The sequence below is a fragment of the Gilliamella sp. Pas-s27 genome, from assembly GCF_009795865.1.
Classification (GTDB): Bacteria; Pseudomonadota; Gammaproteobacteria; order Enterobacterales; family Orbaceae; genus Gilliamella.
The window spans coordinates 50,980-76,002 of the sequence record NZ_WTEW01000012.1; the positions used below are offsets into that span (position 1 = coordinate 50,980).

The following is a 25,023-nucleotide window of genomic DNA, read 5'->3' on the forward strand; positions in this document are numbered from 1 at the left end:
GGGAATGCTTAATGATAATAGTATTTCCGATTTAAGTGGATGCTGGTTAACAGTCAAAACTAAAAGTAACGAAATAAAAATGTTCGACAATAGAAGGTAAATTAACGATGAACTTTTCAAAAATGCATGGGCTCGGGAATGATTTTATGGTTATTGATGCCGTAACGCAAAATGTTCATCTTTCTACTGAAATGATTAAACGTATGGCGGACAGATATACGGGTATTGGCTTTGATCAACTGCTTATTGTTGAGCCACCTTATGTGCCAGATAGCGATTTTCATTATCGTATTTTTAATTCTGATGGTTCTGAAGTTGAGCAATGCGGTAATGGTGCTCGTTGTTTTGCACGCTTTGTCCGTTTAAAAGGATTGACCCGAAAACGGGTATTAAAAGTTAGCACAATGAAAGGTAATATTGTTTTAACAGTAAATGATGACGAAACCGTACGTGTTAATATGGGTGAACCTATTTTTGAACCCAGTAAAATCCCTTTCAAAGCTATCAAAGAAGAAAAGACCTATATCATCCGTGCACAAGAACAGACAGTCTTATGTGGTGTAGCCTCAATGGGGAATCCGCATTGTGTAATTCAAGTTGATAATATTGTAACAGCAGAAGTTGCAACACTAGGACCACTATTAGAGCAGCATGAACGCTTTCCTGAACGAGCTAATATCGGATTTATGCATATTATTGATCGCAATAATATTAACTTACGGGTATTTGAACGAGGCGTTGGCGAAACACAAGCTTGTGGTACAGGAGCCTGTGCAGCAGTTGCCGTTGGCATCAAACAAGGATTATTAAATGAAGGTGTTAATGTTAATTTACCAGGTGGTAAATTATTGATTGAATGGAAAGGCAACAATCAGCCACTTTATATGACAGGACCTGCAACACATGTTTATGATGGTTTTATTGCAATTTAAATTCCATATTCATTGATAAGCACCTGCATTTGTTGGTTAAATTGGTAGAAATAACAACGCAAAAATCGTTCAGGAAAGGTATTGATTTTATTGAAGTTTTTATTTGTGTTTTTAGCGTTTTAATTAAAGCAAAAAAGCAGTAGAAACATAACGTAATGTGATAATACGATAATATAATAGACGTTAATTATGGTTGGTAAAAATACACGAAGTTTAAGCGCTAAAAGAGCTCGGCAAAAGCCTTCATCAGTAAAATTAAATGACGAAATTGTGGCGCAATATCTTATTGATAACCCAGATTTTTTTATACGAAATGCTAGACATGTTGAATACATGCGAGTCCCTCATCCTGTGCGGGGGATTATTTCGTTACCTGAATGGAATATGGCTCGTCAGCGTAACAAAATTAATCAGTTAGAGTGTGAAATCTCATTATTAATGGAACATGCCAGCGCCAACGAATTGCTGTTTAACCAACTAATGGATCTACAAATTGAGTTGATTAAATCTCAGGATCTAAATCAATTGATAGCGTTATTAAACACATGGGCAAAATCGTTAGGTCTTAGCGGTGCTTATCTGTATCTTTTTGACGATAAATGGTTGCTTAGTGCGCCATCAAATTATCATCACTTAGCGTTAAATTCATCACAGTTTGATTTTATTCGTGTTAGGCATTTGCAGTATAACCAACAATATTTAGGATCATTAAATTCAACTGAACTCGATTTTTTATTACCTCAACACGGTTATGTTGGATCGGTCGCTTTATCTCTATTGGGGCAATTTGGTGATTTAGGATTGCTAATGTTTACTAGCACTAATCCACAACATTACCAAGCTGGGCAAGGTACATTATTACTTGAAAAAATGAGTGAAATTTTGCCTATTTTAATTAGCAGATGGATTATGCGGAAAAAATAAGGAAGCGCGATGGAACAGCCTAATCAAACTGACAATACTGCATTAACATTACCCGTTGATCAGTTTTTAAATTATTTAAAGTCAGAACGACAGCTCAGCTTAAATACTCAAATTAATTATCAAAGACAACTGTATGCGCTCATTTCGTTAGCGAAAGAAATAGAACTTTCAACATGGCAAGATTTAGACTCATCAGCGGTAAGATTATTGATTAGTCGCAGTAAACGCACCGGTTTACAGGCAAGAAGTTTATCATTAAGACTATCGGCATTGCGGAGCTTTTGCGATTGGATGGTTAAAAATGATCTTATTAATGCAAACCCAGCGCGTGGGGTTTTGAATCCTAAATTGGGGCAACATCTTCCTAAAAATATTGATATTGATGAAATCAACCAGCTTCTTGATATTGAATATAATGATCCGCTTTCTGTTCGTGACAGAACGATGCTTGAAGTGATGTATGGTTCAGGATTGCGTCTTTCCGAATTAGTGGGATTGAATTGTCGTGAATTAAACCTTACCGATGGCGAAATTCGCGTAATGGGTAAGGGTAATAAAGAACGAAAATTACCATTAGGTCGAGAGTCAATTAAATGGATTAAGCATTGGCTGTCAATGCGAAATTTGTTTGTTCCTCAAGATGATGCGCTGTTTATTTCAAAATTGGGTAAACGAATTTCACCGCGTAATGTCGAAAAACGATTTGCACAATGGGGTATTAAACAAGGGTTAAGCAGTCATGTTCATCCCCATAAATTACGCCATTCATTTGCAACTCATATGCTTGAATCAAGCGGAGATTTGCGAGCAGTACAAGAGCTGCTTGGTCATGCTGATTTATCAACGACGCAAGTTTATACGCACTTGGATTTTTCACATCTATCTGAAGTTTACGATTCAGCTCATCCACGAGCTAAAAGGAGAAAATAACGATGCACTTTTATCGAACGATGAATACGATTAAAGCATTGACTTTCGATCTTGATGACACGTTATACGATAACAGCATGATCGTTGAAAAAGCAGAAGAAGAAATGCTCAAAACACTTCAAAGTTATGAACAATTGCACACACTTACAATATCCGAGTATTTGTCCGAAAAGCACACTGTACTTGTATCGGAGCCAGAAATTTATCACGATGTTAATGTCTGGCGATCTCAAACTATCAAATCGCTGTTAAATAAAACTGATATTCCAGTACAAAAATTTGCAGATGTTATTGATGAATCAATGACATGTTTTAATTTTTGGCGGCACAAAATGCAAGTCCCAGAGTCAACACATATGTTATTGACAAAACTAGCCACTAAATACCCTTTAGCTGTAATTACTAATGGTAATGTAGATGTTCATCAAATAGGTTTAGGGGATTATTTTCAATTTTCACTACGAGGTGGTGAACACGGGCGCTCAAAACCCTTTCCTGAGATTTTTGAGTTGGCTTCTGACAAGTTGTCTATCTCACCGCATCATATTTTACATGTAGGTGATAATTTATTGACTGATGTTAATGGTGCTATAAATAATGGCTTCTTGGCTTGTTTTATTAATATCTATAAACATGATATTTTTCAAATTGATGATACAAGATGTTTACCTCACATTGAAATAACGCAATTGCTAGAATTGGATAATCTGCTATAATCTTACTTTTAACTGTATAGATGGACAGTAAACCTGTATAACAATAAATTGTGCTAAGTGTAATGCTGTATTGCGCTTAATAGCTTTGTTTTTATATTCCTGTTTGATTACAGTCAACAAAATATCTTTAAATATGATAAAAATCTTAACATTTTCAACATTAATGCTGGTTAGTGTTTTTGGTTATCAAAATAGGTTTGGATATAATGGAAATTAATCAATCATTATTAGAAGATCTAAACACCGAACAACGAAATGCTACTACTACTGATAATCAATATACTATTGTTCTTGCTGGTGCAGGGAGTGGTAAAACTCGGGTTTTAGTTCATCGTATTGCTTGGCTTTGTATTGAAAAGCAATATTCCCCGGGTTCTATTTTTGCGGTTACTTTTACCAATAAAGCCGCTGCCGAAATGCAAGAACGTATTCAAGCATTAGTTGGTGAAGGGTATTTTAATGGTATGTGGGTGGGCACTTTTCATGGTTTGGCTCATCGCTTATTGCGTATGTTTTCAGAGCAGGCTAAATTGCCACCTAATTTTCAACTGATTGATACAGAAGACCAAGTTCGCCTCATTAAAAGAATTTTTCGTGAGCTGAAAATCGATGAAAAACAGTGGTCAGCTAAGCAGTGTGCCGCTTTTATTTCTGCTCAGAAAGAAAAGGGATTTCGTGCCGATGATATTGTTCCTGAAGATCCTAAACAAGTTATGTGGCAAAGAATTTATCACGACTATCAAGTTATTTGTGATAAGCTTGGTTATCTCGATTTTTCGGAGTTAATTCTAAGAACCTATGAACTCCTTTGTCAAAATGAAGAAGTTTTAAATTACTGTCACCGCCGTTTTTGTAATATTTTAATTGATGAATTTCAAGATACTAACAAAATCCAGTACCGATTGGTAAAAAAATTGGCAGGTAATACCGCTAATGTGATGATTGTGGGGGATGATGACCAATCTATCTATAGTTGGCGTGGAGCGAATGCAGATAATCTTCAATTGTTTATCAATGATTACCCTGAAACTGAAATTATTCGATTAGAACAAAATTACCGTTCAACCAATAATATTTTAGATGCTGCAAATAAGTTGATAGCACAAAATACCAAACGGTTGGGTAAAAATTTATGGACAGATAGAGGCGATGGCGAACAGATTTTGCTTTATATTGGTTATAATGATATTGATGAAGCAAGGTTTGTTACAGGTCAAATTAAAAAGCGTCATCAAGAAGGTGATAATTACTCAAGCTGTGCTATTTTGTACCGAAGTAATGCACAATCACGTATATTTGAAGATACATTATTACAAGCTGGATTACCTTACCAAATTTATGGCTCAATTCGCTTTTATGAACGTCAAGAAGTTAAATTAGCGCTTGCTTATTTACGATTATTGCATGATCACAATAATGATATGGCATTTGAAGCGACGGTTAATACTCCAACGCGTGGAATTGGTAGTATTACGCTAGATAGAGTTAGAACTGTCGCTAAGCAACATGGTATTTCATTGTGGGATGCTTGTTTAATGTTGATCCAAACCAATGCATTGAGCGAAAGGCAATGCTCTGGTTTAAGTCGTTTTTTGGATTTGATGGAATTTATCTTTGATAAAGTGGAATCGCAACCAATTTATAAGCAACTTGATATGATTATTAAATTATCGGGTATATTGCAAATGTATGAACAAGAACCCGGTATAAAAGGACAATCAAGGCTAGAAAATCTTGAAGAATTAGTATCAGCGGCTGAGCAATTTTATCATTCTAATGAAAATACGGTTATTCAAGATAGTGAAACAGGTAAGCCATTGACTATTCTAGAATCATTTTTGGCATACACTTCGCTAGAAAGCGGAGATGTAATTAATGAACAAGATTCAATTCAATTAATGACATTACATTCAGCGAAAGGTCTTGAGTTTGATAATGTGTTTATTGTTGGACTAGAAGAAGGGTTATTCCCAGACCAACGTTCAGCACAAGATACTGAAAAAATGGAAGAAGAACGGCGTCTTGCTTATGTCGGCATTACTCGAGCACGTCAACGCCTAACACTATCATTAGCTCAGATAAGGCGTTTATATGGACGTGAAGAACGCAATTTACCTTCACGTTTTTTAAATGAATTACCGGTTGATGTATTAAACGAAATCAGTCATCAAAACTTTATCAGAGCATCCGATCGAAAAGAATATAATGACAGTAAAAAGGTTTACTCTAAAAAATCAAATCAAAATGATGATGGTTATAGATTAGGTCGTAAAGTATTACATAGCCGTTTTGGTGAAGGAGCTATTGTTAATATTGATGGTGAAGGTGATCATAAGCGAGCACAAATTGCTTTCGTTAATGAAGGAATTAAGTGGTTAGTTATTAAATTAGCAAATTTAACTTTATTGTAGACGCTATTAAGCTATTGTACTATTAAGTGATTAAACGGGAATTGGTAGTTAAATTCCCATTTTTATCTGTTTTATTGATCTGCTTGATCTTTTACTGATTCAGAAAAAATCAGGTCGAATGATTGATCGGTTCGGTTACAAAGCCAATTATCATTTATATAATCAAAATGATAACCTTGCTTTCGTGTAGCTAACCAAATTTGGAATAGGGGTTCTTGAGTGTTAACAATGATTTTGCTGCCATTAGGAAAACTAACAGTAATGACATTACCATTGGTTTCATAGTCCAAATCAATATCATGTTCATCTGCATAATTATCTAAAAATAGCTCAATTTTATTAAATAATTGGTCGGTCAGGGTATGGAATTGTGTAATGTTCATAAAAGTATAATCATTCTAATAAATAATGGTGTGATGTTAGTATAAATGGATATACTCTGCCACAGCAAGGTGGCTAGAGTAAAATAAGTGTCGATAGATTATTAAACATGTCTTTTTCGAAAGTTCTGATTTCTTTTGTTAATGCATCGATAACTTGAGAGTTACTTTTTGTCATCTATTATATGCCCTATGTTTTTCGTGACTTCATTTTTTAGATAACCATTGTTAACTGCCTGCAATTGATTATTCTCTAAATGAACAAGATCGTTACTACTTTTTACACATCCAGTTATTAAAAATAGTAATAAAATGAATAGAGTTATTTTTTTTATTAAGTCACCTTTATATCGCAAGTAATTTAGCCAAATTTTTAACTTCATTCATGAAGAAAAAGAAGAAAAGAGCAAACATTTAACTTGTGCTTGCAGCAATATAAGAAACTCCAGGAGTTCTGCCGAGAATCAAAACTATTGATTCTACAATGGTCGCCATTAAAGACAATATAATACCCGCTAAAATCATCGTTACTATTGAATCTACTACGCTAGATATCCAACTATTAAAAAAGTTTTTGTTGACTCGAAAGACAGAGATAAAATAACTAAAGGAGTGAAAAGTAATGTCATTGTTAAAACAATTTCAACCCCCCAGCAAAATAAACAAACTTGGACAAATCATTAAAAAATAAGACAGCTAGAAAATAGCTTCTATTAGCTAGCCAGTGCCACATGGGGCTGATTTTACAATCGGGTTTATAGTTTTATATTAAATCTATTTGTTAATGCATCTAACTGTGCAATTGCTCCTCCCTCCTGAACAGTAAGTAAGCTCCTTAAATTTTTTACAGACTTAATTATCAGACTTATCCTACCCTTAGTATCAAGTGCAATAGAAGTAATTATTGATATCATTAATATCCGATGTAAATTTTCTGATATGACAAATCGCCTTTGTCCAAAGGCGATATCAATAGATTTAAAAGTTATCCACAGCAACATAACAGTACCAAATATACTCCCAATTGTATCTATTATTCTCAAAACTTCTGGACTGTCTATCCTTTGAAATGCCATATCAACAACGTCTTGTAAACAAGAAAAAACACCTAACATATTATTATTTCCTATCTTTAAGTTTTTCTTTCAAAGTGTCATGCAAATTTTGAAAAAAATCCGTTGTCGGATCTTCTGAAAGAGATATTCTCGCATTTTCACAATTTTGAGAATCTCTGTTAATATCACCATTCCCGCATTTTTCTAGATAAACATTTCTTTCTTCTTTATGAGAGTTCCAATATTCAACAGTGTAATTCTTTTCACAGCCAGTTAAAAAAATAGTTATTGTTGTAATAATAAAGATAGATAATAATTGTTTCATTTCATTCTCCTAGAATTGATTAGACTTTCTTGATTTTTTTTCTATTAAATTGCGTTTTGCAATTCTTGAAAAAAAACTGTTGTAGGTTGTAAATTTTTCATTTTTATTGCGATTTCTCTTTATTTATCTATTAAATCTCTGTGTAACTCATATTGTTTTTGAATTACTGATAATTTCCGATCTAACGTTTCTAATTGCCCGTTATATAATGCAATTTGATTATTTATATCTGTTTTTATATCCTGTGAGCTTGCTACTTTATTAGCTAATTCTCTAATTTTTTTAGTAATTACGTTTACCTGTTGATTAACTTTTTCCGTCGCAATATAATTTGATGCTAGATTCATATTTTCTGATTTACAAATATTATTTAACTTTTTATCATGATCACAGCATCTTTCATTAATACCCCGTTTTTTAGAGAGTGCTTCAGCTTGTTTATTCCATTTGCCATTAACGATAGAATCATAATTTGGCATTAAATTATCAATGGCATTGATATCGTTAATTAGAGTATTTATATTAAAATTCTTTATGTGACTCCTTATCCCTTTTAATGTATTTTACTGATCATCAACAACCTCAATTTGTTTTTGATAGAGCACAACTGTTTGTTGCCATTGTTGGAATTTTTCTATCCATTGTTGTAATGCTGTGCATTTGCTGCGCCGTCAAAAACGGGAATTCCTCCAGCACTTGTGTTAAAAGATACAGATATTGCAACAAAAGCACCCAATTAACTGTTATTAATTAGCAAGAGGTAAAGAACAGGCAATAACAAGCAACTTACGTTGTTCATTATCTTGTGTTATTGATCTCCAGCGATTTGGTATTTCAATTGTATTAACTAATTCGCCGTCACCAAAGTTATTTTTGATAGTACTTAATTTACCTTTTGCCAACTCCATTTTGTCGCAGTTAGCATAATAATCAATTTTGATAGAATTATAGAGTGTTTCAGTACCATCATCATTTTTTTGTCTGAGTTCAGGGCTGTAATTGGTCACTTCACTAAATACACGAATTCGGTTATTAAAAGGATGAAATTTAATTGATTGTCTATCTAAAAACGAATAACCAATAATGTTATCTTCTTTCGATTTGGAGGTAGGAATAAATTGTTTACCTACTCTAGGATCTTTTAAACTTTCAACTGCTGTATTTGTTTGGGTATCCGTACTGTTTTTTTCTTCAACTGCATGACTGAATGTTGCAAAAGAAAAGAGAATTAAAAATAAACTGATCTTTTTCATTTAAATATTATCTCCATCTTTTGAAGTCGTTTCTGTCGTATTAGTTTGTGGTTGAGATTGTTGATTTTCTTTTTCTTTTTCTTTTTGCATTTTTTCTTTATATGTTTTAATACGTTCTTGTTGTTCAGCCTCTTGTTTTTCTATGATTATTTTTAAATCTGGGCGACCCTCAAGAAGGATTTCTTTTTTTAAATCGCCTTGAATAGAACAAAAAACACTACTTTGATTAGTAGCAAATTTTTCTAGATAAAGTGCTTTATTAATTGTTCCAAATCTTGGTGCAACTCCATCAATAGCATAAGGATCGTCTTTCCATTCTGATGATTTTGCATTTAAGTCATAAATTTTAGCGTTTGCTATATAAGTATTAGTATTGTAGGCTAACCAGTTAATATTATTTAAAGTGTTTTTAACTTCATCTTCTTGATTATCAAAAATAAAACCCCAGTAAAGGTAATGACCAGATAATGCAGTTGGAACATAGATGTTTTGATAACCAATAATTTTCAAACCTTGATACTCTAATGGCTTTTTAAACATAATTTTGTTCTTATCGGCCTGATGAATCGATTCGACGGGGATATAAGTGACATTATCAGTTGTGGTTGCTAAATCGACATATTGTTTTATCGACTTTTGATGTTTATCAAGTTGCGTGTAAAACTGACTATCACATTGTAGAAAGGTGTCTATTACCTGATCTGTTTCAATATACTCATTATTAGTTTGTGCAAAAGATACACAAGAAAAAAGTGAAGCACAAACAAGCACAGAAATTTTTTTTAAAAACATGGTTAGTCCTTTTGACCATAATTAAACTAATTATTTAGACGGCTATTGTAAAGTAATGTAAATATTAATGTCAACGTAGGTCATAATTGCGTAAATTTTCAATGAAAACCATGAGATAACCTTCTTCAAAAGATATTTTAACCAAGTCATTAATTGCCTTATTTCGTAAACTAACTATTCCTCCTAATGATAGTGTTTGATTAATTAAAGGATATTGAAAACCAGTGATGGTTAATTGAGTTACTTTAGAAAATGGTATTAATGAAATAGTATGATCTTTTACGTTATCAATTTTTTGCTCATGTTTGGCAAGAAAAAAACGGCAATAATTATCATAAAAAGTGATTTGATACTGACAGTAATATTTAATTGCGACAGAAATATTTCCCAAAAAATGATCGCTAGCATGACCACTCGCACCATAAATATCAAATTTTGTTATTTCTTTACTAGCTAAAAATAAAATAGCTTTTTCAAAATCAGTCTTACTTTGATCGGGGGTATGGATGATTTTGGTTTTAGAGGGAATTGTGCTATTAAGGTTATAACTGTCCAAATCACCAATAATAAAATCAGGTTCGATTGACGATGTTGATAAATAGTTATGGTAAGCACCATCGGTTGCGGCAATATAAGTATAGTCATCTATATCTGTTGGATAAAACTTGGGTGGTTCACCATTGACAAATAACAGTACGGTATTGCTTTTCATGACTATTTCCTTTTATCTGTTTATGAAGCGAGTGTATAAGCCATGATGATAGCATCTTCTTGATGGCCATCGATTGTTGGGTAATAGTTTTTTCGAACCGTTATTTGGTTAAAACCTAGTGTATGATACAGTTCAATTGCAGGGCTATTTGATTGCCTAACTTCAAGCCAAAGCGTTGAAATCGGGCAGGGTGATTTTATAGTGAGTAACGCTTCAATTAAATGATTGAGCAAAGCCTTTGCCAATCCCTGCTTTCTAAAATCGGGGTGGATGGCAATATTAAATAGATTAGCTTCATCAAAAGCCTGTTGGCAGATACAAAATCCAACAATTTGCTTATTAACCGTTATTTTAAAATTTAAATAACGATCACCTTGGTTTGAAAAGAATGTCTGTTTTGACCAAGGAATAGCATGACAAATTTGCTCTAATTCAAAAGCTTTTGTTAAATCATGCTCAGTTAGGGTGGAAATAGTTTTCATATTGACATAATTGTTGCCAAAGTTGGCGTTTTTGTTGTGGTGTTTTAGCTAGCTGATCTAAGCTAGCAGTTTGAATGGTTAATGGATTTTGCCAAGATTCTTCTGGTTTTATATCAATAAACCAAACTACGGTTTTAATATCACTTGCTGGTACAATAAGCTGAGATGGTGTTAATACTAACACCTGATCTTGAGTAAGACGAATCGCATTTAATATATCCAAATAGATTTTTTGAGTTGGCTGCGCTTTGGCAACAACAATCAAACGGATTTTATTGCTAATCTGGGTGGCAATTTTGCCTTTAAAGGCATTTGTATTACGCAAAACATATTGTGTAATATTACACTGCTTTAGATACCAATCTTGTTGCGTCATTATCGACTTACTGTTTTTTATTAGAGATTAAAGATAGTTAATTGTATAATCAACGCATCAATTTATAAAGGTTTTTCATTGAGGAAATATGTCCACATCCGTTTTTACTCCAGCAAGTCAAGTACTTGAGCGTCATCAAGAATTTTTTTACGATAAAAATGTGATCATCGCTGGTGACATTCAAGACAGTTATCCAGCTATGATGTCGGCAAATCAAGTTAAGATTCATTGCACACAATTTCATACTTATTTACGTTTAAAAAATAGTGCTCGTGGCAAGTATACCTATTTTTCATTGTTGCCAGAAGCTGAACTATATGCCGGCATGGATACACTGATTTACTATTGGCCAAAAACAAAAAGTGAAGCACAGTTTCAACTCTCTTATTTATTAAACAATATGCCAAAAGGCAGTGATATTTTTATTATTGGTGAAAATAGAACAGGCGTAAAAAGCGTTGAAGCGTTATTAAATCAATTTGGCACAATCCAAAAAATAGATAGTGCAAGGCGTTGTGGTTTATACCATTTTCAAGCTGAAGATCGTTTGGCATTTGATCTTAATGAATGGTGGTTAAGCTATCATTTAACAATCGAAAATCAAGATATCGAAATTAAAAGTTTACCAGGCGTGTTTAGTCAAAAAGGCTTGGATGCTGGTAGTGAACTGCTTTTAAATGCATTAATTGAACATTCAGACATTATAAAAGGTAATGTATTAGATGTGGGATGTGGTTCAGGTATACTATCAACGGTTATTGGTAAATTATATCCCGAAATTACATTAACTTTATCAGATGTTAGCAGTGCAGCAATTGCTTCAAGTCAAGCGACACTAAATAATAACAACGTAAAAGCAACCGTTGTGGCGAGTGATGTTTTTTCTAACTTAAATGATAAATATCATTTAATTGTTTCTAATCCACCTTTTCATGATGGAAAACAGACCGATTACACGGCTGTTAATACGTTAATCAAAGAAGCAAAAAAACATCTAAAATTAAATGGCTATTTGTGCATTGTGGCAAATTCATTTTTACCGTATCAAACCATTTTAGATGAAACATTCAAAAGCGTTGAAGTGATTGCACAAACGACTAAATTTAAGGTTTATTTAGCAAGCCATTAATTAAGTGCAGTTTGTTTATTTTGTTTAAAAAAATAGGGCGATGTTATCGCCCTATTTATAAAATGTAAATATTTAGACTTAAACTGATTTCACTACTATTGATATAGTATCTGGATTAAGAAAGCGCCTCTTTTAATGCCTGCATTTCATTATAGGTAAAATCACAGCGCGTAAATTCTTGGTCAAGAAGAATAGGAACAGAGTTGCTTTCTCCGACTACGGCCAATGCATTACATTTATTTCTAATCCTATCACCTATAATGATTGGTCCACCGTTTGAGTCTTTACTAAAATTGGCTGCATATTTAGCATTTATTCCTTGTGCATTGCTTGCACGATATAAAGCTGTTATTATTTTACCATAAGAGAATAATTTAACAGGTACAATAACTGGTGTTAATTTTTGCCCGTTAATTTCCTTGATAACTTTTATCATTTTATGTGTTCTAAAGAAACACGCTAAACTCATCCATGTAGCCAACAACAATAAAAGAATAAGACCAGTAGTAGCCACAAATACAGTCCGCATATTATCAATAGCTAAATTGAGTGTTACTAGTGAAGGATCATCGGCCGAAGCCACAGTTACAACTTGATAATTTCCTTTGTGCCCCCCAATGAAAGTATAGTCACGCTTAATAATTTGTCCTGTATTAGTAGTAATTTTCACTGAACAGTTATCAACCATACGTCTTGCATGACATGTTCCTTCTACATCATAGTCAACTACAACTGGATTCTGTGATATTTTATAATCATCAATTAATCCAGGATAATTTCTTATGGCCATAAACAAAACGAACGCAAAGCAAAATATTGCCACAAGTAATCTTCTTAGTTGATGAAATAAGCCTTCTTGCTTTAGTTTCATAACCTTTAAAGGGCGAGTAGGAAATACTTCTACTAATTTATTTCTCAATTCCATTTTATATTCCTTATTTATTATAATTGAAACTTAATGATTAAATACTAAGTTGCTAACTTAAAAGTTAATCTTTAATAGTAATTAATTATTGTAATGTTTAATGATAATCAAATCAAATAACCCTAGAAAACTGCTGTTGCCGTGCCATTTTCCGCATATAAATATCAAAGCACATGCAAATGTTGCGTATTAGCAAATGTCCTTTAGGTTGGACTGCAATCACTTGCTTATTCATTGCGACTAAGCCATCTTTTTGCAATGGCGCTAGTAATTTTAAATCTTCAGCAAAATAATCATCAAATTGAATTTGGTATTGCTGTTCAATAACATTTTTATCTAAATGAAAATGGCAGATAAGTTGTTTAATTACATCACGACGGATCTTATCGTCTAAACTTAAATTAAACCCTTTCCATAGTGCATTACCCAAATTTTCTACTTGGTTTTGATACTGTTTTAGATCCTTTTGATTCTGTGCATAACTATCACCAAGCATACTAATGGAAGAAACCCCAAGCCCAAGTAAATCGGCATCTCCTTGCGTGGTATATCCCTGAAAATTACGATGTAATTTATTTTCTTGTTGGGCAATAGCCAATTCGTCAGTAGGTTTAGCAAAATGATCCATACCGATAAATTGGTAACCAGCATTAGTGAGTTTTTCAATACTGGTTTGTAAAATTTGCAATTTTTGATTGGCATTAGGCAAATCATCATCTTTAATTTTACGTTGTGCTGCAAAACGGCTAGGCAAGTGGGCGTAATTAAAGACACTTAACCGATCGGGCGAAATAGCAATGACTTTATTTAATGTTTCAGTAAAACTGGCAACGGTTTGTTTGGGTAAACCATAAATAAGATCTAAACTAATTGAATGAAAATGATTTTTACGCGCTTGCTCAATTAGTGCACGGATTAAGTTTTCATCCTGCTTTCGATTAATTAGGTTTTGTATTTCATCATTAAAATCTTGAATTCCCATACTTAATCGATTAAAGCCAACATGGGCTAAATGATCAATCGTTTCGGGGGTAATTTCACGAGGGTCGATTTCGATTGATAGCTCAGCGTCATGAGCAAAATGAAAGTGCTTTCTTAATGATGCTATTAAACGAGATATTTCATCATTTGTTAAAAATGTTGGCGTACCCCCCCCCCAGTGCAACTGGGTTACTGTGCGATTATTAAATAATTTTGCACGTTCGGCAATTTCAATCTCTAAAATATCAAGGTATTTGGTAACTTTTTGCGTTTGACGAGTGATGAGCTTATTACAACCACAAAAATAACAAAGTTTATGGCAAAACGGAATGTGCACATAAAGCGATAATGGCTTTGTAGGATAAGCTGTTGCTGCTGATAAAAAATCCTGCTCATTGAAATTTTCATTAAATTCAAGTGCTGTCGGGTAAGAAGTATATCTTGGACCAGAATAGTTATATTTTTCAATTAATGCTTGATCCCATAATTGCGTATTGCTCATCTAATTACTTCCGTTTAAGTCTATAGTTGTTGTTATTTTTATGTCGTTTTAATAGTGGTTTTTGCTGAGTTCTAATCTTAGTTTTAATTTTAATGCGATTTGTTTTATTTAAATATAACAATGTACAAATTAATAACCCAAAATATAAACTTAACATAATTAACATTAGCATTATGGTTGGCTCGCTTTTAGGTTATTAATTTACAGGTTTGAATTGCGGGCAAATATTTAACCGTTGTTAAAGTTAGCATCTTGCCCATATTGAAAAACACTATTACAGATGGTTTTATATTTTATCATTAGTTACGTTTTAACAAACTGACAATATCTTCTTTCTTTTCGTCTTGATCTTCAAGCTCATCAAAGTCGTCATCGGTATAGCCAAGCTCTTGCATCAATTCGTCGATTCGATTTAATTTGCTGTCAAGATAAGCTTGTTGCTCTTTAGTTAGTTTGCTATTTTGCTCGACTAAATCAAGTAACATATCTAATTTTGGATCGTTTTCTAATTGTTCTAATTCTTGTTGTGGCGATAAAACCATTTTAATGGGTTTAGATTGCTTAACTGGTTTTACTCTATTACTAGAATCTTCAGCAATTAAAGAAATCGGTTTTTTACTACCAATACGCGGATCCTTTACCACTTTTGACGTGTTTTTATTCTTGTTGGATTCGCCATTATTAAAACGTGATCCGCTCGGCAAGCCCTTATGCTTACGTTTACGCTTCAGTTCACGAGACTCTTCATTAATCTCTTGACGGCTCTTTTTCGCTTTTTGTTTTGATTTATTTTTTAACATACAATCTCGGTCTAATATTAGGGTTACTTATCAATAAGCATATTTTATCAGTAAGTCTAAAATATAGCTATGATAGACACACTATGCATAATTTATGATTGTAAAAAAAGAGATTCATGTATAATCTGAGCGCAATAAATTAGTTAGATTTAATTAGAGAACACAATAAAATGAAAAATCATTTAAGCCCTTATATGCAGTTTAATCGCCAAGAATGGGCAGGTTTGCGTAATGCGGTACCTATGACGCTAACATCGGAAGAGATCACCTCTTTACAAGGTATTAATGAAGACTTATCAATCGATGAGGTCAGTGAAATTTATTTACCTCTATCAAGATTATTAAATTATTATATCAGTAACAGTTTTAGTCGGCAGGCGGTATTATCTAAATTTTTAGGTAAAAGCCAAAAAATTCCTTACATCATCGGTATAGCTGGTAGTGTTGCGGTGGGTAAAAGTACGACTGCTCGTGTATTGCAAGCATTATTAACTCGCTGGCCAGAACACCGCAAAGTCGCATTGGTGACAACTGATGGCTTTTTATACCCCAATAAATACCTTGAAGAACGTGGTATTATGAATAAAAAAGGGTTTCCACAATCTTATGATATTAAAAAACTCATTAATTTTGTTGCTGATGTCAAATCAGGACAAGATAAAGTCAAAGCGCCAGTTTATTCTCATCTAGTTTATGACATTGTTGAAGGGGAAGAAATTGTTATTGATAGCCCTGATATTTTGATTCTTGAAGGATTAAATGTCTTACAAGGCACCATAAATTATACCCAAGCTAATAACCGTGTTTTTGTGTCTGACTATGTTGATTTTTCAATTTATGTTGATGCTGAATTACCATTGTTACATGATTGGTATGTGAACCGGTTTTTAAAATTTAGAGCAGGCGCTTTTAGTGACCCTAACTCTTATTTCAACCATTATTCACAGCTACCAGAACAAGAAGCGATCGATATTGCTAATCGCCTTTGGCGTGAAATTAATGAATTAAATCTAATTGAAAACATCCTACCAACCAAAGAAAGGGCAAGCTTAATTTTAACTAAAGGTAAAGATCATAAAGTTGATTTGATTCAGTTAAGAAAATAAACTAATAGGAGTCTATATGAAATCAGTAATTCGATTAGCGACTAAATTAAGCATAACCACTTTGGCTATTTTATTTTCAATTGGTGCTAATGCCTATGACCATGTAGAAGGGCTAACCTGTGAAGGCAAAAAACAGGCTATTGAAGTCGAAATTGAACAAGCCAAAAATCACTCCAACACTCACAAAGTTGAAGGTCTTCAAAAGGCATTAGAAGATATTAATAATCATTGTTCAAATAATGATTTAGAAGAAAAATACAAAAAAAGAGTCCAAGAAAAAACAGATAAAGTTACCCAAATAACCCACGAATTGGAGCAGGCAAAAACAAAAGGTAATAAACAAAAAATGACCAAACAACAAACAAAATTAATCGATGCCAAGCAAGAACTTAATGAAGTCAAAGCTGAATTAGCTAAATTTTATAAAGAAATCGAAAAAAATAAGTCAACTAACAGCGTGTCGCACTGATTTTGCAATAATGTTTTTATCATAAACCCCATCACTAGCGACTAGTGTTGGGGGATATTTAGGCTTCTGCATAATATCTTAGCCTTACTAGACTTTTTTATTTAAAAAGAGTATGGTGTGCGGCTTGTTACGTGGTTCGTAAACCTCCCACGCTAAAAAACTAAGGAAACAGCATGAGTAAAATTACACTATTAGGCGATCAGTCCGTTCGCTATCCAACGACCTATTGTCCTGAAATACTAGAAACATTCGACAATAAACACCCAAATAACGACTATTTTGTTAAATTCAACTGTCCTGAATTTACCAGTCTTTGCCCAATAACAGGACAACCTGATTTTGCAACGATTTATATTTCGTATGTACCTAATATCAAAATGGTCGAAAGCAAATCGCTAAAACTCTACTTATTTAGCTTCCGGAATCATGGTGATTACCACGAAGATTGCATTAATATCATTATGAAAGATTTGATTAAACTAATGGATCCTAAATATATTGAAGTTTGGGGCAAATTCACACCACGCGGTGGGATCTCAATCGATCCATATGCTAACTATGGTAAAACTGGCACTAATTGGGAACAAATTGCACTAAACCGTTTAGCTAATCACGATCTTTATCCTGAAAAAGTCGATAATCGCTAATCTATAATTTATCTAAACAGGAACCGTTAATGCAAACTCGCAAAGCACTCGTTATATTTTCGGGCGGGCAAGACTCAACCACTTGCTTGCTACAAGCCATTGCTGATTATGGGCGTGAAAACGTCCAAGCAATCAGCTTTCACTATGGTCAACGCCACGCCATTGAGCTTGAAAAAGCCGAATGGATTGCCAAAGATTTAGGTATAAAGCAAACCGTCATTGATACATCAGTAATTAAACAAACCACTAACAATGCGCTTATTGATAACACTCAAGAGATCAAAGCTGCTCAAAATGGCGACTACCCCAACACCTTTGTTGACGGGCGCAATATGCTCTTTTTACTTTTAGCTGGCTGTTATGCTAAGCAACAAGGCATTTGTGACATTATTATTGGCGTTTGCGAAACCGATTTTAGTGGGTACCCAGATTGTCGCGATATCTTTATTAAATCAATGAATGTATCGATGAATTTAGCTATGGATTATACCTTTAATCTTATTACGCCACTGATGTATTTAACCAAAGCCCAAACGTGGGAAATGGCCGATAAACTAGGTTATCTTGATTATGTTCAAAAACATACTCACACCTGTTATTACGGTGTAGAAGGGGGATGTGGTAAATGCCCTAGTTGCCTACTGCGTGATAAGGGCTTACAGGAATATATGGCTAAGACTAGATAAATTAATGAACAACTGGGTTCTCTCACCCCATTAAAAAGGAAAAAAAGATGTATTTGAACACTCATTCAGAATCGATAGAAACAAACTTTACTCGTAAACAACAACAAAAAGCCCTTTACTGGTTGGCCTTTTTTCATATTTTAGTTATTGCTTCAAGCAATTATTTAGTCCAAATCCCGTTTGATATTTTTGGTTTTCACACCACATGGGGAGCTTTTACATTTCCGTTTATCTTTTTAACTACCGATTTAACCATTCGAATTTATGGTGCAAGTTTAGCAAGAAAGATTATCTTTGTAGTAATGATTCCAGCCTTGCTATTTTCATACTCTATTTCGGTATTATTTTTTGAAACCCATTGGGTTGGGTTATCGGCATTAGCGGAATTTAATAGCTTTGTCTTTCGTATTGCATTAGCTAGCTTTGCTGCTTATTTAGTTGGACAATTGATGGATATTACTGTCTTTAACTATTTAAGAAAAAACAAATCATGGTGGGTTGCCCCAACAGCATCGGCAATTTTTGGAAATGCTATTGATACCGTTGTCTTTTTTGCTATTGCATTTTATCAAAGTAGTGACGAATTTATGGCAAACCACTGGGCCGAAATTTCGTTAATGGACTATAGTTTTAAAATTCTAATTTGTGGATTATTCTTCTTACCACTTTATGGGGTGATTTTGAATTTTATTTTAAAAAGATTAGTGGCAGATTATAAAGCTAACTGATTATTATCATCTGCTTTTTATTATTAAGGGGGATTGAAATCCCCTTATATTAGTTAAAAGAGGTGCTTTCGACTATCAAAAAAACTTCAATAAAATCAATACCTTTCCTGACCGATTTTTGAGTGGTAATTGCGTTGTTTTTTAATAAAAAAGTAAAAAGCAAAAGCAATTTACAAAAAAACTTAAAGCGTGAATTGCTAAAAGCATTCGCTGTAATTTCCTCACTCAAACGTAGTCACTGTAATTATTCTATTCACCCAAAGTCCAAGATTCACCAGAGCAGATTTTCAAAAATCCACAAAATGAACGAATACAGTTATTCTTAAGTAAAGTACTATAACTATTTTGTGCTTGATTATTAAAAATAAAAAAACCGTTCAATCTAGAACGGTTTTTTTATTGTTTGATATCAATTAAATTTGCTTACTAAGCTTTGTATTTTTTCATGACAATTGAGGCATTTGTACCACCAAAACCGAAGCTATTTGACATGACAGTTGTTAATTCACGCTCAGTTGGTTCAGTAATAATGTTCATGCCAATTGCAGCATCATCTAATTCATCAATATTAATACTTGGGGTAATAAAGCCATGCTCTAACATTAACAATGAATAGATAAGTTCTTGCGCACCAGTTGCACTTAGTGAGTGACCGGTCATTGATTTAGTTGATGAAATAGCTGGAATGTTATCGCCAAATACTTGTTTAATTGCCCATAATTCTTTAACATCACCCACTGGTGTTGATGTGCCGTGAGTATTGATATAATCAACAGGAACATCTAAATCTTGAATAGCAAGTTGCATACAACGCATTGCGCCTTCACCCGATGGGGCAACCATGTCATGACCATCTGATGTTGCGCCATAGCCAACAAGTTCGCCATAAATATGGGCACCACGAGCAAGCGCGTGCTCTAATTCTTCAACTACAACCATGCCTGCACCACCCGCAATAACAAAACCATCACGGTTTTTGTCATAAGCGCGTGATGCCTTTTCTGGGTTGTCGTTATATTTGGTTGATAAAGCACCCATGGCATCAAATTCGCATGACATTTCCCAACAAAGTTCTTCACCACCACCTGCAAATACAATATCTTGTTTGCCAAGTTGAATAAGCTCTGCTGCATGTCCAATACAGTGAACTGATGTTGCACAAGCTGATGTCATTGAATAGCTAATGCCTTTGATTTTAAATGGTGTTGCTAAACAAGCTGAAATGGCTGATGACATTGATTTGGTTACCGCATAAGGTCCTACGCCACGTAATCCCTTTTCTTTCATACCTGCAACAACATTGTATTGCGTTTTGGTTGAGCCACCATAACCAGCAATTAACCCAGTACGAGGGTTAGATACTTGCTCTGGTGTTAATTTGGCATCTTCAATAGCTTGTTGTAGAGCTAAATAACCATAAATAGAAGCATCATTCATGAAGCGAACAATTTTACGATCAATCAGTCCGGTTGTATCGAGTTTAACATTTCCGCATACATGGCTACGCATTCCGCTATCTTTCATTTCTTGGGAAAAAGTAATACCGCTACGACCTATTTTTAGTGATTCTAAAACTTCTTTAGTATTATTCCCAATACTAGAAAGAATTCCTAACCCTGTAATTACAACACGTTTCATTTACTATTTAGCTCCTAAGTTATTTGGCTTCATACAGAAAGTGTGCTAATTATAGCGTACGCTTGTAAGCTGAACAATACCTTGGTTCTTTTTTTATTTCTAATAATGTTTTATCCAATTGGTTTTTTATATAAAAATAGTTAATTTGGTTATTTGTCAAATAAAGACTATTTGGTTTAAGACTACTATCAGGTTGCATAGAATAGTAATATCGCTATAATACTGTATTTATAAACAGTGTTGTTGGCGGTTTTTATATGAATGAAAAAACGGTAGCGAAGCTTGAAATATTAGCCGAATCGGCAAAATATGATATTTCTTGTTCGTCAAGTGGTGCGTCAAGAAGCAACAAAGGTAAAGGTATTGGTAATGCGCATAAATCTGGTATCTGTCATACATTTACTGCTGATGGTCGATGTGTTTCGTTACTTAAAATTATGCTGACCAATTATTGTATGTTTGATTGTGCTTATTGTATTAATCGACAAAGTAACGATATACCAAGAGCAGGCTTTACACCAAGAGAACTGGCCGATTTGACCATTGAATTTTATCGCCGTAATTATATTGAAGGTTTGTTTATTAGTTCTGGCATTGTAAGAAGCCCTGATCATACGATGGAAAAGATGATTAGAGTGGTAAAAATTTTGCGTAATGAGCATGGCTTCAATGGTTATATTCATATGAAAGCGATCCCTGGTGCAAGTAATGAACTTATTGATCAAGCAGGTTTGTTGGTTGATAGAATGAGTGTTAATTTAGAAATTCCAACCGAAGAAAATCTTAAATTATTAGCGCCCGATAAAGATCATCAAAGCATTTATCAACCAATGCGCCAAATTCATCAAAATTTGTTAGAAAATATCGAAGATCGCAAAAAATTTCGATCCACCCCTAAATTTGTACCCGCAGGGCAAAGTACGCAAGTGATTATAGGTGCGACAGATGAGTCAGATAAGCAAATTTTGCAATTAACTTCTAAACTCTATAAAAGACCAAGCATGAAGCGAGTTTATTATTCGGGTTTTATTCCTGTAAATGGTTACGATAAACGTTTGCCCGTTGTCCAAGACGTACCCAGAGTGCGTGAAAACCGTTTATACCAAGCGGATTGGTTATTACGTTTTTATGATTTTAATGTCGATGAAATTGTGAACGATCAGTATCCTGATCTTGATTTAGCGGTTGATCCTAAACTGGCTTGGGCAATTCGTAATCCACAGTATTTTCCTGTTGATGTTAATCGTGATAGTTATCAAAAAATCTTGCGTGTTCCGGGTATTGGGGTTAAATCAGCAAAGTTAATTGTGATGGCAAGACGTCATCGTAAACTGACTTTTGAGGCACTTAAGCGTATTGGGGTGGTTTTAAAGCGTGCCAAGTTTTTTGTTGTGTGTCACGAAATGAAACAGTTTAAATTACTTGATTCTTCGGCCGATTATATCCGACTTACTTTGCAAGAGCAGCCTTTGCAAGAACGATCTTTATTAGAAGATAAGCAAAATAATGTTCCTCAGCAATTGGTGATGGGGTGGTAGGGTGTTAGCGTTTTACTACGATAAAAGTTTTGAAGGACTGTTATGTGCGGTGTTTGATGCGTTTAAACTGAAAAAAATGCCCGAATGCTTGTTAACGGTAGAGCAGATTGAGCCGTTGTTAGTATCTGACAGGCATCATGTCGAATTTAGCGAGTCTAAATATCAGCGAGTGCGTGTAGCATTAATTAAAAAGGTCAGTAAAATTGCACTTCGCCATTTAATGTATGTGTGGCTATCAGAATTACCCGAAAGCGATTTGACTGTTTTTCGTTATATTTGTAAGGTATTTAAATCATCTCAATCAATCGAAACCGATTTTGCTGATCATGATGTGTTAACCGTGCATGATATTGCAAAAAAAGTAAGTCGAGAACGGCATCGTGTGATGCAATTTATACGCTTTAATGCTATTAGTAATCCACTTAACAGTGAGTTTGAGCATCATGATAACAATGATAAAGTGTATTTTTCGGTTATCGCTCCTATTTATAATGTATTGCCATTAGTACTTAGATTTTTTAAAGAGCGCTTTGCCGATCAAAAATGGGCGATATATGACGAAAAGCGTGAATATGGTTATTTTTATAATTTACACACTGTTGAGCCTGTTTCGCTTATTAATAAGGATGATTTGATTATTCACAACCAAGTTAATCAGCAGTATCTAACTAAAGAAGAAGCATTATTTCAAACCATGTGGCAACGCTATTGCAATGCGTTAACTATCAAAGAACGTATCAATCCTAAATTACAACGGCAACAGATGCCAAGTCGATTTTGGCATTATCTGCCAGAAATGAGACCAGTATTAAAATAAAACATTTAACTAAAATGGTTTATAGATATGACTTACAGTAACTTGAAAAATAAATATACAAAAAAATAAAATTAACGCTGTTCACAAGTAAGTGATATGTTTTCTATTGATGAATCAAATAGCATCAGCACTAATAAAAAAACCGCCTATTATTAGCGCGGTTTTTATTTAATTTAATAAAAGTTATTGTGAATCGATATCATTAATAAAATCATTAATGGTTTCTTCACGTTGTTGTTGCTTACTTTCATCGACTTTACCGCCTGATGCTACAAAGTCGTTACGTTGGAAGTAGGCATTGCGCATAAAGTTGTAAGGGTCATCGCTGTTTTTAATTAAATCTTCATATTCGATCGCAACAGCACGCGCTTCAACTCCATCAAACACACCTCGCACTAATGCCCATTGCCAGTCTAACCAAACAAGCGGTGGGTAAAGGGTGTCAACTACGTGACCACCTTCGTTTCTTAACGTTGCTGATCCATAAAATGGTAGCACAACATAAGGGCCATAAGGGACATCGTAATGACCTAAAACATCACCAAAACTTCGTTTTCCACCTTTTTGTAATTGTGGATCAGACATGCTAGCAACATCCATTAAACCAGCAAAACCGAAAACAGTATTTAAAAAGAATCGTGCTAAATGTGTACCTGCTTTATGAACATCACCTTGTAATAGATTATTCACCATCGAAGCGGGTTCAGAAAGGTTAGATGAAAAGTTAACCACACCAGTACGAATAGGAGTAGGGACATAATCTTTCCAAGCTACTGCAGCAGGGCGTAAGACATAAGGATCAAGCGCATAGTAGTTAACATCAAACATGGTTTTGTTAAAGCCAGATAACGGATCACTATAGGAATTAGTTTCGGCCTGATAAGTGGCACAACTCGTTAGTGCCATCACAGAAAACATCATACTAACTATTCGTTTTTTCATAATATCTTCGTTTAAAAGTGATAAGATTAAATATGGTGTAATTGTATCATGATTACTCAAAATAAAAAATTTTTCGTTATTTAAATAGCATTATCTTTATAAATTTATTAAAATGAGCGCCCCTATGACCTCATAGTTAAATGGATATAACAAGCCCCTCCTAAGGGCTAGTTGCAGGTTCGATTCCTGCTGGGGTCAGAATTATACCATTCAATAAAATTCAAAAACGTTCAAAAAAAGCAATAGAAACAAGCTTTATAATGATTTGAAGGTTCATCTGAATTCAATAAGATTTAGCAAAATTCAAATTTTTATGTTATATGTTATGTTATACGCTCGGATATAACTTAAAAACGTATAACATGGCAAAGATAATAAAACCTTTAAATGATACTCAAATTACCCCAAAAAAAACTAAAGGATAAGCATTACACTTTGTCCGATGGCAATGGACTGTATACTCATCAAAGTGAATAGCTCAAAGATATGGTGATTTAATTTATTAACCTAGTCTCTAATAACAGGATTTTGGTTAGTTTTGGTAGTTATCCTAAAGTTACATTACAGCAGGCTAGGCAAAAACGTGAGGAATAATATAGAACATTAGTAAGCCAAGGTATAGATCCACAAGAACGAAAAAATCATTAATATGTAGGAAAACGCCGAGTTGTTTACACATCATGGTTAAAATAATCTTTTAAAAACTCATAAGGCGTTTCCCCTGAAATCGCTTTATGCTGTTTAACGGTATTATAAAAATTAATAAATCATTTAAGCTCTTGTTTTCTCTCTTTTAAATCACTAAATATTTGCTGATTATGCCACAT

27 protein-coding genes, 1 tRNA gene, 1 pseudogene and 1 riboswitch are annotated in these 25,023 nt (G+C 33.8%); of the genes and pseudogenes, 15 read left to right on the forward strand and 14 right to left on the reverse strand.

All coding sequences use genetic code 11. The features are described from left to right. The first annotated feature begins 107 nt into the window (after positions 1 to 107). The 5 genes from dapF (at position 108) to uvrD (ending at position 5,913) form a co-directional block, all read left to right on the forward strand. Positions 108 to 932, forward strand: a complete 825-nt coding sequence (gene dapF / locus GQ589_RS06135; protein ID WP_160425155.1) for a diaminopimelate epimerase — start codon at positions 108 to 110, stop codon at positions 930 to 932. Positions 933 to 1,121: 189 nt separating this feature from the next. Beyond that, entirely contained in the window at positions 1,122 to 1,856 is a 735-nt protein-coding gene (locus GQ589_RS06140; protein ID WP_160425157.1) for a DUF484 family protein, read from the forward strand. A 9-nt stretch (positions 1,857 to 1,865) separates the two neighbouring features. Next, complete coding sequence (gene xerC, locus GQ589_RS06145) at positions 1,866 to 2,786, forward strand: tyrosine recombinase XerC (protein ID WP_160411657.1); 921 nt, start codon at positions 1,866 to 1,868, stop codon at positions 2,784 to 2,786. Positions 2,787 to 2,788: 2 nt separating this feature from the next. Next, a complete protein-coding gene (gene yigB, locus GQ589_RS06150) occupies positions 2,789 to 3,502 on the forward strand; it encodes a 5-amino-6-(5-phospho-D-ribitylamino)uracil phosphatase YigB (RefSeq protein ID WP_160425158.1) in 714 nt (237 codons plus the stop codon). Positions 3,503 to 3,708: 206 nt separating this feature from the next. Continuing rightward, complete coding sequence (gene uvrD / locus GQ589_RS06155) at positions 3,709 to 5,913, forward strand: DNA helicase II (protein WP_160425160.1); 2,205 nt, start codon at positions 3,709 to 3,711, stop codon at positions 5,911 to 5,913. A 71-nt stretch (positions 5,914 to 5,984) separates the two neighbouring features. Here uvrD and cyaY read toward each other — a convergent pair whose 3' ends face one another. From cyaY to GQ589_RS06200, 9 genes are all read right to left on the reverse strand, one after another. Then, positions 5,985 to 6,296 carry an iron donor protein CyaY gene (cyaY, locus tag GQ589_RS06160; protein ID WP_160411660.1) on the reverse strand — a complete coding sequence of 104 codons (312 nt, stop codon included), beginning with the start codon at positions 6,294 to 6,296 and terminating at the stop codon, positions 5,985 to 5,987. Positions 6,297 to 7,048: 752 nt separating this feature from the next. After that, complete coding sequence (locus tag GQ589_RS06165; RefSeq protein ID WP_160425162.1) at positions 7,049 to 7,408, reverse strand: hypothetical protein; 360 nt, start codon at positions 7,406 to 7,408, stop codon at positions 7,049 to 7,051. Positions 7,409 to 7,412: 4 nt separating this feature from the next. Beyond that, positions 7,413 to 7,673, reverse strand: coding sequence for an EexN family lipoprotein (locus tag GQ589_RS06170; protein WP_160425164.1), 261 nt, complete (start codon positions 7,671 to 7,673; stop codon positions 7,413 to 7,415). A 119-nt stretch (positions 7,674 to 7,792) separates the two neighbouring features. Then, positions 7,793 to 8,221 carry a type IV secretion system protein gene (locus GQ589_RS06175; RefSeq protein ID WP_370519421.1) on the reverse strand — a complete coding sequence of 143 codons (429 nt, stop codon included), beginning with the start codon at positions 8,219 to 8,221 and terminating at the stop codon, positions 7,793 to 7,795. Positions 8,222 to 8,419: 198 nt separating this feature from the next. Further along, positions 8,420 to 8,926 carry a surface-adhesin E family protein gene (locus GQ589_RS06180; protein ID WP_160411661.1) on the reverse strand — a complete coding sequence of 169 codons (507 nt, stop codon included), beginning with the start codon at positions 8,924 to 8,926 and terminating at the stop codon, positions 8,420 to 8,422. Next, positions 8,927 to 9,718, reverse strand: coding sequence for a hypothetical protein (locus tag GQ589_RS06185; RefSeq protein ID WP_160425168.1), 792 nt, complete (start codon positions 9,716 to 9,718; stop codon positions 8,927 to 8,929). 70 nt (positions 9,719 to 9,788) lie between these two features. Continuing rightward, positions 9,789 to 10,430 (reverse strand): thiamine diphosphokinase, encoded by a 642-nt coding sequence (locus GQ589_RS06190; RefSeq protein WP_160425169.1) that lies wholly within the window; start codon positions 10,428 to 10,430, stop codon positions 9,789 to 9,791. A gap of 20 nt (positions 10,431 to 10,450) precedes the next feature. Beyond that, a complete protein-coding gene (gene rimI, locus GQ589_RS06195; protein WP_160411664.1) occupies positions 10,451 to 10,912 on the reverse strand; it encodes a ribosomal protein S18-alanine N-acetyltransferase in 462 nt (153 codons plus the stop codon). Continuing rightward, positions 10,887 to 11,288, reverse strand: coding sequence for a DNA polymerase III subunit psi (locus tag GQ589_RS06200; RefSeq protein WP_160425171.1), 402 nt, complete (start codon positions 11,286 to 11,288; stop codon positions 10,887 to 10,889). The genes rimI and GQ589_RS06200 overlap by 26 nt, the downstream gene beginning before the upstream one ends. Positions 11,289 to 11,376: 88 nt before the next feature. Between GQ589_RS06200 and rsmC the strand changes: the two genes are divergently transcribed. Further along, positions 11,377 to 12,417 (forward strand): 16S rRNA (guanine(1207)-N(2))-methyltransferase RsmC, encoded by a 1,041-nt coding sequence (gene rsmC, locus GQ589_RS06205; RefSeq protein WP_160425173.1) that lies wholly within the window; start codon positions 11,377 to 11,379, stop codon positions 12,415 to 12,417. 115 nt (positions 12,418 to 12,532) lie between these two features. Here the strand turns inward: rsmC and GQ589_RS06210 are convergent, their stop codons facing one another. From GQ589_RS06210 to yihI, 3 genes are all read right to left on the reverse strand, one after another. Continuing rightward, complete coding sequence (locus GQ589_RS06210; protein WP_160425174.1) at positions 12,533 to 13,342, reverse strand: hypothetical protein; 810 nt, start codon at positions 13,340 to 13,342, stop codon at positions 12,533 to 12,535. Between the two features lie 112 nt (positions 13,343 to 13,454). Beyond that, entirely contained in the window at positions 13,455 to 14,825 is a 1,371-nt protein-coding gene (gene hemN, locus GQ589_RS06215; RefSeq protein ID WP_160425177.1) for an oxygen-independent coproporphyrinogen III oxidase, read from the reverse strand. A 299-nt stretch (positions 14,826 to 15,124) separates the two neighbouring features. Further along, positions 15,125 to 15,625: a Der GTPase-activating protein YihI gene (gene yihI / locus GQ589_RS06220; protein ID WP_160425179.1), complete on the reverse strand. Its 501-nt coding sequence runs from the start codon at positions 15,623 to 15,625 to the stop codon at positions 15,125 to 15,127. 170 nt (positions 15,626 to 15,795) lie between these two features. Here yihI and coaA point away from each other — a divergent pair, with 170 nt between their 5' ends. The 5 genes from coaA (at position 15,796) to GQ589_RS06245 (ending at position 19,261) form a co-directional block, all read left to right on the forward strand. Further along, a complete protein-coding gene (coaA, locus tag GQ589_RS06225; RefSeq protein WP_160401660.1) occupies positions 15,796 to 16,731 on the forward strand; it encodes a type I pantothenate kinase in 936 nt (311 codons plus the stop codon). A gap of 16 nt (positions 16,732 to 16,747) precedes the next feature. After that, complete coding sequence (locus GQ589_RS06230; protein ID WP_160425181.1) at positions 16,748 to 17,200, forward strand: DUF1090 domain-containing protein; 453 nt, start codon at positions 16,748 to 16,750, stop codon at positions 17,198 to 17,200. A 125-nt stretch (positions 17,201 to 17,325) separates the two neighbouring features. Continuing rightward, a riboswitch (PreQ1 riboswitch) is annotated at positions 17,326 to 17,370 on the forward strand. Positions 17,371 to 17,373: 3 nt separating this feature from the next. Next, entirely contained in the window at positions 17,374 to 17,847 is a 474-nt protein-coding gene (gene queF, locus GQ589_RS06235; protein WP_160425183.1) for a preQ(1) synthase, read from the forward strand. A 29-nt stretch (positions 17,848 to 17,876) separates the two neighbouring features. Continuing rightward, a complete protein-coding gene (gene queC / locus GQ589_RS06240) occupies positions 17,877 to 18,533 on the forward strand; it encodes a 7-cyano-7-deazaguanine synthase QueC (protein ID WP_160425184.1) in 657 nt (218 codons plus the stop codon). 47 nt (positions 18,534 to 18,580) lie between these two features. Further along, positions 18,581 to 19,261, forward strand: a complete 681-nt coding sequence (locus GQ589_RS06245; protein ID WP_160401663.1) for a 7-cyano-7-deazaguanine/7-aminomethyl-7-deazaguanine transporter — start codon at positions 18,581 to 18,583, stop codon at positions 19,259 to 19,261. Between the two features lie 426 nt (positions 19,262 to 19,687). Here the strand turns inward: GQ589_RS06245 and fabB are convergent, their stop codons facing one another. Next, a complete protein-coding gene (fabB, locus tag GQ589_RS06250) occupies positions 19,688 to 20,899 on the reverse strand; it encodes a beta-ketoacyl-ACP synthase I (protein WP_160425186.1) in 1,212 nt (403 codons plus the stop codon). A 257-nt stretch (positions 20,900 to 21,156) separates the two neighbouring features. Here fabB and GQ589_RS06255 point away from each other — a divergent pair, with 257 nt between their 5' ends. Together GQ589_RS06255 and GQ589_RS06260 are read left to right on the forward strand one after the other, a co-directional pair. Further along, complete coding sequence (locus tag GQ589_RS06255) at positions 21,157 to 22,437, forward strand: putative DNA modification/repair radical SAM protein (RefSeq protein ID WP_160425187.1); 1,281 nt, start codon at positions 21,157 to 21,159, stop codon at positions 22,435 to 22,437. 1 nt (position 22,438) lies between these two features. After that, positions 22,439 to 23,254 (forward strand): TIGR03915 family putative DNA repair protein, encoded by an 816-nt coding sequence (locus GQ589_RS06260; RefSeq protein WP_160425190.1) that lies wholly within the window; start codon positions 22,439 to 22,441, stop codon positions 23,252 to 23,254. A 183-nt stretch (positions 23,255 to 23,437) separates the two neighbouring features. Here the strand turns inward: GQ589_RS06260 and GQ589_RS06265 are convergent, their stop codons facing one another. Beyond that, a complete protein-coding gene (locus GQ589_RS06265; protein WP_160399659.1) occupies positions 23,438 to 24,196 on the reverse strand; it encodes an MlaA family lipoprotein in 759 nt (252 codons plus the stop codon). A 126-nt stretch (positions 24,197 to 24,322) separates the two neighbouring features. On the opposite strand from GQ589_RS06265, the gene GQ589_RS06270 reads away from it, so the two are divergent. Next, positions 24,323 to 24,394, forward strand: a tRNA-Arg gene (locus GQ589_RS06270). Between the two features lie 164 nt (positions 24,395 to 24,558). Beyond that, positions 24,559 to 24,787 (forward strand): annotated as a pseudogene (locus tag GQ589_RS12285) (integrase arm-type DNA-binding domain-containing protein); the annotation flags it as partial. Positions 24,788 to 25,023 lie beyond the last annotated feature (236 nt).